The following is a 9,291-nucleotide window of genomic DNA, read 5'->3' as shown; positions in this document are numbered from 1 at the left end:
TATCCAAAGTTGCTGCTAAGGTCGGTGAATTAGGATTGCTAATGTTGATGATTTGTAGTCCTGCATGAGCATCAGCAACATAAGCGTAATTATTTAGCACGTCTATACCAACACCATAACCAGTTGTATCATAAGTTCCTACTAAAGTCGGTGAATTAGGATTGCTAATGTTGAAGATTTGTAGTCCTACAGTATCATCAGCAACATAAGCGTAGTTGCCTACCACTCGTACGTTACCAAAAACACCAGATGTATTAGAAGTTTTTCCAATGAGAGAAGCCATATTGTTTATTTCCTTGTGATCAAAAAAGAAGTAGAAGGCTCAAAAAAATTCCAGCCATGAAACGGTATATAAAAAGTCTTGAATGGGATATTCCCCTAGAGACTGAAAAAGAGGGAAAATAGGGAAAATACAGACTAGGCTTACTCAGGTAAGAGATCAAATTTGACTCTAATTCTGTAAATCCCTACGGGCAGTGTATTGTCACCATTACCTTGTAAGGACAACTTGACTCCATAGTCGTTAGCGGTGATAGGACCTGCTTGTAATGCTCCAGGTGTATTTAAATTAGTAGTACCAGCACTGGGGGAAATATTACCAGTAGCGATCTGAGTATTGTTGGAGTCTTCTACTTTGGCGGTGATGACATCAATATCACTGAATTCTTTGGTTGTAAATTCACTGCCATTATTTTCAATAGCAATAACGGCAAATTTTATGCCAGTATTGCAGGTAACGTTGATATTACCCACGGTGTCAGTTTCTAATCTGAGGGGGTTGAGGGTGCCGTCAATGATGTTTGTTAAGGTTCCGGCGGTGGTGCTGTTGACAGCGCAAGTTGCGGGAATAACACCGAAAAAATCAACATCAGCAGTTTGGGCTTGGGCTTGGGAATTGAGGGCTATACTGCTAAAAGCAGCGATAGTGGTAACTAAGGTAAGACGACCTAGATTCATTTTTTTCATGACTAAGGGTAGATTAGGCAATTTGACCTGTACATTAATAAGACGTTTGAGATACCCAATTTGTGATTTATTTTTTTACTTAACTTTTCTGTGTAATAAAGGTCACTCTACCCTCACTCTCATGGAAATTACTGGGGTGTTATCAGAACACTGACACGGATTTTGTAGGTTCCTTGTGGTAATAAGCCGGAAATATTGGTAATCTCAAGGTAAACTAGATACTCTTTACCACTAGTGACTGCTGCTTGAACTGCACTTGCTACATTCAACGGATAAACTGGGGTAGACTTGCCACTAGGTGAAATTTCACTTTCAATCAGGAGATTATCACCATCTTTGACTTTGGCGTTGATCAGATCAAGATCGTTGTATGTTTTACTGCCAGATAAAACCGTACCGTTATCAGTAATATTAGTAATGATCAAAACTACGCCAGTGGTATGAGTAATATTTACTACTGCTGGTGTAGGATCATTACTTTCAAATTCTTGCTCAGGGGTGTTCTCAATAGGACCTGGACTGGTGCTGTTAATCTTAACAACGGATGGTATGGTGCCTGTAAAGTTTATATTAAGATCTTCGGCTGAGGCTTTGAGTGGAAAAGCAGCAGCAATAATCACAGCTAAACTTGTACTTACTGTAGTTCGGTAGATCATGATTAAGAATTGACTATAGGAAAGTTGATATGGAGGAGGAGAACGAGGGGGAATAACTTTGGCTACTCTTTGGTTCATACTATGAATGTACGCTTTTTGGCAACTTGGAGTTCTAATTGCTGTGCAATAGCGACCTGCTTGCAGCAGTGCTGCGCTTTTTTCTGCTAAGACGATCAGATTTACGCAACTGGCACATTGGTAAGGTGAGTTAGAATAAATACCTGCAAATAAACAGATTGTTGACATCTGACGCACCCTACAACAGATTTTTACAAAAGTTGAATTATCCCCCTTTTCTCCTATTTTAGGGAAACCGACATCTAGTTTCTTCTCCTGGTCAAGAGGAGGGTTGGGGTCGGGTAAAACCTGACTATTAACTGCTTCTGGTAATTCTTCCTGGTTGGATAATTCTAAAATCGGTAATTCTATATTTTCAATATTGGCTAATCCTATTTTAGTGATCTGATCAGATTCTTTATTTCTGTCACTTTGAGGTTGTTTCTCAAATTTACTCTGGTCTTCCCCGATATAATTTTGATGATATCGCTGTTTTAAAATTATCCGAGCTTCATGAATTCGCCTACGTACATTGCAGCAGGAAATATTCAGTTTTTGTGCAATTTCTATATATGATAGTTGTTCTTGAAAGTATAAAATAAAGGTATCACGTAGTATGGGACGTAACTAATCAATCCAAACAGAAAAAATTTTTTCCAGTTCTTGTTGCGTAGCAACAAGAACTGGATTTTCCTCTTCGTTGGTTACAAATAATTCTGCATTTCTATGACTAATAACTTCCCAATTATGACAATACTGGACAGTCTGATAACGCTGTCTTTGAATATCAAGACAGAGATTATAAGTTAGTTTTGTTACCCAAGCTTTAAAGTTGATCACTTGTACCTGATAGATACGTATTTTCTCTTCAGCTTTGAGCATGGCTTGACTTAAAACATCTTCAGCATCAGTAATGTTACCCATCCAATTCACACAAGCTTGGTATAAATATTCATTGTGATCCATCCACAATGACCAAAACTCTGATGTCATCATAACAATATAATTATAGTAGGTTGACTATAAAGCCATCTTAGAAGCAATGCACTGAGCTTGTATGCGATTTTTTTTCGGTCAGTAAAACCAAAAATGTTTAGTTAATATATCTTAATATATAGTACGTTGCTATTGTCAATAGTTTTGATTCTGAAATTTTCTATTGTGGTGTATTAAGTAGGTTAGCGTTAAAAATTGTCGTCAGCAGATGGCAAGCAGTATCATAGCAATGAACAATCATTACACTTCATTGCGAAATCAGCAACCAGACAAAAAACATGATAGATTCTAATCTAGTACGGCTATTACACCAATTTACGAAGGAGAACACAGTCATCATGGAATCAAACGTATTAACGGGCGCAACTGTAGATAATCAAGATATCAGCGACTATGTTGCCCATTTACAGTTGCACATGACACTACAAGCTCGCAACTTGGTTCCCAACTTCCAACAAACCATACAAGATAGTCGTCAACAATTACTTCATCAAACCCAAGCAGACTTTGAAAAGTTCGCTTCTCGTCAAAGTCTATAGAATGTCCATAGATTTAAAAGTATTTTTAGCAGAATTAACATAGAATAAAAGCAGAGATTTGTGGTTTTCACCCTCAGGGTATAATCACGGTTTCTGCTTTTGATATTTTTTTATGTATAGTCAAGGAAATCACTCTTTGGAAACAAGACCTGAGAGTAAAAACTAGTTAAACTAAACTAGTTAAAATAAAATAAAAATGATATTATAACATAATAATTATAACATAACTATCATATTTTGTTTTTGTAAAGGTTAAATAGCGGCTTGAATTAAAATGACTTCATTATTTACTCGTCACCCCAGTGTTATTATTAGACCAGTTCAACACCGAGATTTGGACGGCATTGAATCCTTGACTCAGGAATCATTATCCCATCTTTCGCCCCAAGCAGCTACTGAATCTATAGGTGAAATGCAGTGGCTACGGCGCTGGTATGGATTACTTAAATTTTTAAGTTGGTTTCCTAACCCATTACAATACCGCTTCTGGGGCTATATCGCCGAACAGGGACGAATACTGTTAGGAATGATTCAAGTATCACCCTTTAACCGAACTCGCAGCACTTGGCGAGTTAATCAAGTCATGTTAGCACGAACCGGCGATCGCATGGGGGTAGGTTCTCAATTACTACGCCATTGCTTTGAATCAATTTTAGAAGCGCGGACGTGGATACTAGAAGTTAACGTTAATGATGTTGATGCCTTAGCACTTTATCGGCATAATGGATTTCAACGTTTAGCGGAAATGACATATTGGGAAATTAGTCCGCAGTTATTAGGGGAATTAATCCAAACCGAACCAGATTTACCCAATCTTTTGCCGGTGAGTAATGCTGATGCTCCTTTATTATATCAACTAGATACAGCATCCATGCCGCCTTTAGTGAGACAAGTATTTGATCGTCACACCCACGACTTTAAAACTACCTTGTGTGGGGCGATAATTGATGCTGTCAAGCAGTGGACGAGTAAAACTGAAGTTGTCAGTGGCTATGTGTTTGAACCCCAGCGAAAAGCAGCTATTGGTTATTTTCAGATCCAACTGCACCGTACCGGGGCAAATCCTCATGTAGCAACTCTCACGGTTCATCCTGCTTATACTTGGTTATATCCTGAATTATTGTCTCAATTAGCTCGCATTGCCCAAGATTTTCCCCAACAAGGGTTACAATTAGCTTCTTCAGATTATCAACCAGAACGGGAGGAATATTTAGAGCGTATTGGTGCTAAACGTCGAGAACATACCCTGATCATGTCTCGTTCAGTGTGGCATAAACTGAGAGAATCGAAATTTGTCTCTTTAGAAGGGATTCAGTGGCAAGAAATGTTACAAGGACTGCAACCAACCCGTAAACCCATACCTGGGGGAATGTCATGGATACCGCAAACACAACAGGTACAGCCAGAAAGAGCTATACCAACCCAGTCAGAAATTGTCGGTTTCCCTCATAAAAGTTCTCATATAGATACACCCTCTGCCCTAGACTCAGCCACAGATCAATCCCATGAACAACAATAACGTGATTTCTCCACAGCAATCAAAATCATTTATCTCCGCTTTGGGTGTAGATGTTGGTAGTAAACGCATCGGTTTAGCGGGATGTGATGGGACTGGTTTAATTGCTACGGGTATCACCACCATTGAGCGTCGTTCCTTTGTCGAAGATGTAGCACAAATCCAGCAAATAGTCAACCAGCGACAGGTACAAATTCTTGTTGTTGGTTTACCATATTCAATGGATGGTACTATTGGTGTTCAAGCTCGTCATGTGCAAAAATTTGCCTCTAGACTGGCTTCGGCGCTCCAACTTCCCTTAGAATATATGGACGAAAGATTAACTTCCTTGCAAGCAGAACAACTGCTGATAGCTGAGAATCGTTCCCCGTCTAGAAATAAGGGTTTAATAGATCGTAAGGCTGCTGCATTGATTTTACAACAGTGGTTAGATGCTAGACGCAGTTTAGTACAGGGGTCAGTAACATTTACTGATGAGTGATCCCTTTTTACATGGTATTCTAAAAACTATTACTTCTATCTCTCAATTTATGGTTGACATCAACTGTCCGCAAGCAGTTTCATGATTTCCATATTTAAGAGTATTAGATTTTATGATTACAGCTACATAATTCAAGTATGTATTCATCTCCATTTTCTGAAGACAATGATCACGATTCCGAAAGTTCTCTGATTTTAACAGACGAGCTAAAACGCACCCTAGAATGTTACATTGAACATAATCTATCCGTAGATGGAGAAAAGTATGTTCTGCTTCTGCCCGTAGATACACCAATAGAAATATTTGCTTGGCAAAGTGACGGCGATGAAGAAGAGGCCGTATTAGTAGAAGATGATGATATCATTGAAGAAATATTCGGCACGGCTCAAGCTGTTCTTTCTGAGCAAAACCTGATCCTCAAGAATACTGCTTATGCCTTAACTGTAGCAGGAGAGTTACCTCCTGAGGATGAGTCTAAATTCTTCACTTTAGAAATTGAAGACGAAGAAAACGGCTTAGAACCAGAGCAATTAATGGAAATTGCCAATTTTTATCATGATGACCAGGAGTATGCAATTTATACTCCCCTAGACCCCCTACTCTTTTTTGCCAGAATTACTAAAACTGGTGAACCAGAATTACTTTCTCCCGAAGAGTTCCGCAAATTTCAACCCCTCTTAGAAGAACATCTTTTTAATGAAGTTGAGTAATTAATTCCCAAATTTAAGCATCTAGGAGCGAGGAATCAGAGGACTCGCAAAACTCTCAACCCTTGCTCCCATGCTGAAAATGGTGTTGCTAAATTCAACCTTGGCAACTTTAATTATTTGCGTTTTTGCGCTTTTGTGTGAGATATTAGAAATCTCATGGTAACTATACAAAAATTATGACTCGCAACCATCTATTACAGCCTAACTTAATTTTAGCGGGTTCAGTTTTAACACTGACATCAGAGGTAATCCAACAATATGGGCTAAAAGGGCTAGTATTGGATGTGGATGAAACTTTAGTACCTATGACCACAAGTTCTACTTTTCCAGAATTACAAGCATGGGTAGAGGAAATACGTATTTGTACGGCGTTGTGGTTGGTTAGCAATAATTTAAGTGAATCCCGAATCGGTGGTATTGCCCGTTCTCTAGATTTACCGTACTACTTAGGCGCAGCCAAACCCTCCCGACGAAAAATTCGGGCTGCGTTACAAGGGATGAATTTACCCGCCCATCAAGTGGGTATGGTGGGCGATCGCTTGTTTACAGATGTATTAGCGGGTAATCGTTTAGGAATGTTTACAATTCTAGTAGAGCCAATTATCCATCCTGATTTTACAGCCATCCGTTCCCATCCTGTCCGCAATATTGAAGTTTGGATATCAGAGATATTAGGTGCATCTATTAACGGCAAAAAACACAGGTAATCAGCCTTTCCTGCAATACAAATCTTTACAAAGATTCATAATTCATCAGGAAAGTAAATATAAAGAAATACTTAAGAAAGTCTCTAGTTTTTGAAAAATAGGCGATTATTAATTTTAATAACATCAGGGTCAGCCAAAAAAGACCCTAGCGGATAATAGATCAATATAAAGCCGTACAGCGTCAACCTTCACTATAGAGGGATTGGCGCTGTATATTTTGTATAGTTTTTCTGACAAATATCTGGGTAAAATTAATTATATCATGTCCGGTTGAACACTTATCATCTCTGTTGAGGCTGGTCATGGGTAATTGGTAATTGGGAAAAGGCAATACAATGATGAACTGGCCGGACATGATATTACATATTTAATAGTCAAGTTTTACCAGTGATAACCCCTCCCTAACCCTGTTTTTGACCCCAGGGGGTTTTCAAGGGGAATTAAAGGGGTTATTTTGGCTCTGGGGAATAAGCTGTTGTGTATTTAACTTGTATAAGTCTGGTGGGCAAGACTTGTACTGAGCTTGGTCGTTGTATGTCCACCCCACAACCATTTTATTTGAGAATTATACAATTTAGGTGGGTAACAGCTTAATTACAGCAAAGGTTATTTATGCCTTTTTTGATGCCATTGCCAAGCGTGAGAGACAATATCTTTAATATCTGGATATTGAGGTTGCCAATTCAAGATTTTTCGAGCTTTTTCGCTTGTACCAATTAAAGCTGGAGGATCTCCGGGACGACGGTCACATTCCTTGACTGATATTATCATACCTGTAACATCTTCCGCTGCTGCAATTACTTCTCTAACTGAAAAACCGTTACCATTGCCTAAGTTAAAAACCTCACTTTCACCACCATTTAATAAATATTCTAGCCCTAAAATATGGGCATCTGCTAAATCATTGACATGAATATAATCGCGGATACAAGTACCATCAGGAGTAGGATAATCAGTACCAAAAATACTAATAGCTTCCCGTTGACCTAATGCTGTTTGCAATATTAAAGGGATTAAATGGGTTTCGGGATGATGATCTTCTCCTAATAATCCTTGGGGGTTAGCACCAGCAGCATTAAAATACCGAAAACGCACTGATTTAAAATTGTATGCTACATCAAAATCAGTTAATATTCTTTCTACCATTAATTTGGTTGCACCATAGGGATTAATGGGATTTTGGGGATGATCTTCGGTAATGGGAATAAAATCCGGTACACCATAGGTAGCACAGGTGGAAGAAAAGACAAATTTATGAATAGAAGCTGCTAACATTGATTCTAATAATGTCAATGTTCCTAAAACATTATTCCGGTAATATTTAGCAGGATCGGTAACAGATTCACCTACATAAGCATAGGCGGAAAAGTGCATAACTGCGGCAAAATTGCGAGTCTGAAAAAGATTATCTAATAAAGTGCGATCGCTTGTATCTCCTTCGATCAATTCTACTTGTAAAACCTGTTCTACCAAATCCCGATGTCCATAGACCAGATTATCTAGAATTACCACCTCATAACCGGCTTGCTTGAGTGCTAACACCGTGTGAGAACCAATATATCCTGCTCCCCCCGTTACCAAAATACTAGGTTTTTCCGCTGACATAGTTTCTCCTTGATGATGATTTTATTCATCTAATTTAGCGTGAGTTTTAATGATTATAGAAAATAGTCAACTGATAATTATATAGTTTATATTAAGTTTAACCCGAATTGATTTGAGGGAATAACCATGACAGTATCCGTAGAATATATCCCTGTTACTCCTGTTGAATACCCGGAAGAGGACGGTAAACCAATGGCTGAAGGTGATCTACAATGTAGTTATTTGACTTATGCGAGAAATGTCCTCCGAATTTATTTTCAAAATCGTCCAGATGTGTATGTAGCTGGTAACTTATTCATCTATTATGAAAAAGGTTATCCCGGGTCAGTTGTCGCACCAGATGTATTTGTGGTATTTGGTGTGGAGAAACATGATCGAGGTAGTTATAAAACCTGGGAGGAAAATGATCAAACTCCTGGTTTTGTCTTAGAAATTACCTCAAGAAGTACCCGCAGTCAAGATCAAGGCGCGAAAAAAGGAATTTACGCTTTTTTAGGTGTCAGTGAATATTTTCAATATGATCCTACAGGGGATTATCTTAGTCCTCAATTGCAAGGTTTACATTTAGTTGATGGTAATTATTTACCGATTTTACAACAGGGTGTAAATGATCATATCATCTCTTTAAAAAGTGAAGTATTAGGTTTAGAGTTGCGACTAGAAGACGGAAAATTACGTTTTTACAACCCTGTAACAAATCAAATTCTTTTCACTCATGAAGAGGAAGTAACCGCTAGACAAGTTGCAGAAATAGCTAGACAGGAATCTGAAGCAAAAGCGCGAAAGTTAGCTGCTAAATTACGCGAGTTGAATATTGATCCTGATAGTTTATAATGAATAAGATATATCCCCAACTTTTTTAATAAGTCGGGGATATGAAAATTACGTTTCTAATTACGTTTTTAATTACATTTTTGTGTGAAAAACAAATGAACTCACAGAAACTACAACCCAGGGAATCATTAAATAAAGCATTTCTGAAAATCAATCCTTTGAGAAATGATATTGAAACTTTCAAAAAACATTTAAAAAACCTAATTGCAAAAATTAACGAATCT

The 9,291-nt window shown here is 38.1% G+C and carries 11 protein-coding genes and 2 pseudogenes; 7 read left to right on the top strand and 6 right to left on the bottom strand.

Annotated elements, in window-relative coordinates; translation table 11 throughout:
* The 5 genes and pseudogenes from ACIR131C_RS23425 to ACIR131C_RS23420 all read right to left on the bottom strand — a co-directional run.
* Positions 1-283: pseudogene (locus ACIR131C_RS23425) on the bottom strand (hypothetical protein); the annotation flags it as partial.
* A gap of 140 nt (positions 284-423) precedes the next feature.
* Positions 424-957, bottom strand: coding sequence for a hypothetical protein (locus ACIR131C_RS0119090; RefSeq protein WP_028091470.1), 534 nt, complete (start codon positions 955-957; stop codon positions 424-426).
* 137 nt (positions 958-1,094) lie between these two features.
* Complete coding sequence (locus ACIR131C_RS26935) at positions 1,095-1,868, bottom strand: hypothetical protein (RefSeq protein ID WP_028091469.1); 774 nt, start codon at positions 1,866-1,868, stop codon at positions 1,095-1,097.
* Between the two features lie 327 nt (positions 1,869-2,195).
* Positions 2,196-2,297, bottom strand: a pseudogene (locus ACIR131C_RS27400) (sigma factor-like helix-turn-helix DNA-binding protein); the annotation flags it as partial.
* 9 nt (positions 2,298-2,306) lie between these two features.
* Positions 2,307-2,675, bottom strand: coding sequence for an RNA polymerase sigma factor (locus ACIR131C_RS23420; RefSeq protein ID WP_081677223.1), 369 nt, complete (start codon positions 2,673-2,675; stop codon positions 2,307-2,309).
* Between the two features lie 338 nt (positions 2,676-3,013).
* Between ACIR131C_RS23420 and ACIR131C_RS0119075 the strand changes: the two genes are divergently transcribed.
* The 5 genes from ACIR131C_RS0119075 to ACIR131C_RS0119055 all read left to right on the top strand — a co-directional run bounded on the left by ACIR131C_RS0119075 (position 3,014) and on the right by ACIR131C_RS0119055 (position 6,628).
* The gene (locus tag ACIR131C_RS0119075) at positions 3,014-3,214 is read left to right on the top strand and encodes a hypothetical protein (protein ID WP_028082167.1); all 201 of its coding nucleotides are present in this window, start codon (positions 3,014-3,016) and stop codon (positions 3,212-3,214) included.
* Between the two features lie 274 nt (positions 3,215-3,488).
* Positions 3,489-4,733 carry a GNAT family N-acetyltransferase gene (locus ACIR131C_RS0119070; protein WP_028091467.1) on the top strand — a complete coding sequence of 415 codons (1,245 nt, stop codon included), beginning with the start codon at positions 3,489-3,491 and terminating at the stop codon, positions 4,731-4,733.
* Positions 4,720-5,211, top strand: coding sequence for a Holliday junction resolvase RuvX (ruvX, locus tag ACIR131C_RS0119065; protein ID WP_051289428.1), 492 nt, complete (start codon positions 4,720-4,722; stop codon positions 5,209-5,211). The genes ACIR131C_RS0119070 and ruvX overlap by 14 nt, the downstream gene beginning before the upstream one ends.
* 137 nt (positions 5,212-5,348) lie before the next feature.
* Positions 5,349-5,921 (top strand): DUF3727 domain-containing protein, encoded by a 573-nt coding sequence (locus ACIR131C_RS0119060; protein WP_028082170.1) that lies wholly within the window; start codon positions 5,349-5,351, stop codon positions 5,919-5,921.
* A gap of 176 nt (positions 5,922-6,097) precedes the next feature.
* On the top strand, positions 6,098-6,628 hold the full coding sequence (locus ACIR131C_RS0119055) for a YqeG family HAD IIIA-type phosphatase (protein WP_028082171.1): 531 nt from the start codon (positions 6,098-6,100) through the stop codon (positions 6,626-6,628).
* A 606-nt stretch (positions 6,629-7,234) separates the two neighbouring features.
* On the opposite strand, the gene galE is transcribed toward ACIR131C_RS0119055, so the two are convergent.
* Complete coding sequence (gene galE / locus ACIR131C_RS0119050) at positions 7,235-8,233, bottom strand: UDP-glucose 4-epimerase GalE (RefSeq protein ID WP_028082172.1); 999 nt, start codon at positions 8,231-8,233, stop codon at positions 7,235-7,237.
* 126 nt (positions 8,234-8,359) lie between these two features.
* Here galE and ACIR131C_RS0119045 point away from each other — a divergent pair, with 126 nt between their 5' ends.
* Both ACIR131C_RS0119045 and ACIR131C_RS26930 read left to right on the top strand, forming a co-directional pair.
* The gene (locus tag ACIR131C_RS0119045) at positions 8,360-9,067 is read left to right on the top strand and encodes a Uma2 family endonuclease (protein ID WP_028091466.1); all 708 of its coding nucleotides are present in this window, start codon (positions 8,360-8,362) and stop codon (positions 9,065-9,067) included.
* Positions 9,068-9,108: 41 nt separating this feature from the next.
* A partial coding sequence (locus ACIR131C_RS26930; protein ID WP_231395504.1) for a DUF7149 domain-containing protein occupies positions 9,109-9,291 on the top strand: 183 nt, incomplete at its 3' end.

This window comes from Dolichospermum circinale AWQC131C (genome assembly GCF_000426905.1).
In the GTDB taxonomy this organism is placed as follows: Bacteria; Cyanobacteriota; Cyanobacteriia; order Cyanobacteriales; family Nostocaceae; genus Dolichospermum; species Dolichospermum circinale.
This window is presented reverse-complemented; position numbering and strand designations above follow the sequence as displayed.

Coding starts and splice junctions, on each gene's coding strand:
- ACIR131C_RS0119090 (WP_028091470.1), bottom strand. CDS start 957: ATGAATCTAGGTCGTCTTACCTTAGTTACCACTATCGCTGCTTTTAGC.
- ACIR131C_RS26935 (WP_028091469.1), bottom strand. CDS start 1,868: ATGTCAACAATCTGTTTATTTGCAGGTATTTATTCTAACTCACCTTAC.
- ACIR131C_RS23420 (WP_081677223.1), bottom strand. CDS start 2,675: ATGATGACATCAGAGTTTTGGTCATTGTGGATGGATCACAATGAATAT.
- ACIR131C_RS0119075 (WP_028082167.1), top strand. CDS start 3,014: ATGGAATCAAACGTATTAACGGGCGCAACTGTAGATAATCAAGATATC.
- ACIR131C_RS0119070 (WP_028091467.1), top strand. CDS start 3,489: ATGACTTCATTATTTACTCGTCACCCCAGTGTTATTATTAGACCAGTT.
- ruvX (WP_051289428.1), top strand. CDS start 4,720: ATGAACAACAATAACGTGATTTCTCCACAGCAATCAAAATCATTTATC.
- ACIR131C_RS0119060 (WP_028082170.1), top strand. CDS start 5,349: ATGTATTCATCTCCATTTTCTGAAGACAATGATCACGATTCCGAAAGT.
- ACIR131C_RS0119055 (WP_028082171.1), top strand. CDS start 6,098: ATGACTCGCAACCATCTATTACAGCCTAACTTAATTTTAGCGGGTTCA.
- galE (WP_028082172.1), bottom strand. CDS start 8,233: ATGTCAGCGGAAAAACCTAGTATTTTGGTAACGGGGGGAGCAGGATAT.
- ACIR131C_RS0119045 (WP_028091466.1), top strand. CDS start 8,360: ATGACAGTATCCGTAGAATATATCCCTGTTACTCCTGTTGAATACCCG.